General features: G+C 38.7%; 1 pseudogene. It reads left to right on the forward strand.

Features of this window, described 5'->3' with window-relative positions:
* Window positions 1–614 precede the first annotated feature (614 nt).
* Window positions 615–1,558: pseudogene (locus F0228_RS25925) on the forward strand (hypothetical protein); the annotation flags it as partial.

The following is a 1,558-nucleotide window of genomic DNA, read 5'->3' on the forward strand; positions in this document are numbered from 1 at the left end:
TATTATTAAGCACCGATACTACTCCCGCAATGCAGAGACGTGTGGCGGAGGAGACTCAGGCCCACTGATCTTGCTAAGGTAACCAACAATAGAGCCTCATGATGCCATGAGGCTTTTTTTATTTATCGGTAAATCAAACTCTTCTGTGATAATCGTAAATTTGATTTGAATATTTGCATTGTCACTTATAACTCTACAGATTTTATATTAATGCTGGACAACGACTTTGATACAAACTTTCTCCCCTTTATTTCTTATTGAGTTAAGTTTTATTTCTTATTGAGTTAAGTTTTAGTTATATTGAGTGGAAATGTTAACTACCACTGCAAATGTTAATTATAATTATCACTTTTTGATAATGATTACCATTTGCTGTTGATAATAGTCTACTTGTGGGGATACTATTTGGTTTTCAGTAGCCACATTGGTTTATTAATGTTTGTAAAAAATGCCAATAGTCATTTGCTTTATTTAATTTCCTCAACAAAAATTCATTTTTATTTGTCGAGCAATTTAATGGCAGCGATGTACATGCTGAATAAGTCGAACTAACGCAGTAAAAACAGCGGTGGTTAACTCCCACCTTATTTATCACCACATAAAAAAGAAAAATAATGAAATATACTAAACGCAGTTTGGTAGGGCTTTTTACGCTCTTGATAATACCAACATGGGGGGCTCAGGCCGCCAATAATGCGCCATATCCATTTGGCGAGGAGTTTGTCTATCACACTTGTCCTTCTGGGTTTGATAAACAAGGCATGAGTTGTGTAAAACCCGCATCCTTAAAGTGTAACGCGGGATACAGTATGAGTTCTAATAAGCAGCATTGTACGAAGACAATAACACAAAATGTGACACGTGTTTGTCCAAGTGGTTATTCGATCCGCGTGACTGAGGGCTCTAAATATCCTAATGCTCTGGAATGTAAGAGATGGCTTACAGAAAAAGATTATAGTCAAGATCGTAGTAAAGGTGTCTCTTATGTCTATCGCTATGATGATTATTTTGGTGGCGGTCACTATGAACCAGAGCAGTGGGTATTTAAATGGAAAGGTGTAACGAAGTATAGTTGTTTTGAAGACAATTGCTATATTCCTATAACTGCAAACCCACACGCAGATGGCTGGTTATACAGTAAAGGGCATAGAAATGGCAGTGGTTTTAACATAGTTAGAAAAAAAATCATTAGCAAGCATAAAATCAGTGTTTGTCCTAGTGGATATGCTAAGTCGGGCAGTCGTTGTACAAAAACTGTGAGTAAGCCTGTCGTAAAGCATTGTCCTTCTGGTAGTTTAAACAGCAGTCGTTGTATCGTTTCACCACTAAGACACTCACCGATTGAAGAAACAATGGCAACCTTGTACCCGCGTTATTCTGATGACGCTGCCCAACAAAACGCCGCCGCATTCCGCTACCTAGATAACATGTTTACCTTAGACCCAGAGCTAGGTGATATTGTGTCTACGATGAGCTCTGAGGGACTGAGCCAAGATTTTTCTAAGCTATGGGCCAATGCGGAGAAGTCGACAGCCGATAATGCCATTGAGGTGGTGGA

Source organism: Vibrio sp. 99K-1 (assembly GCF_013114585.1).
GTDB classification, from domain to species: domain Bacteria; phylum Pseudomonadota; class Gammaproteobacteria; order Enterobacterales; family Vibrionaceae; genus Vibrio; species Vibrio chagasii_B.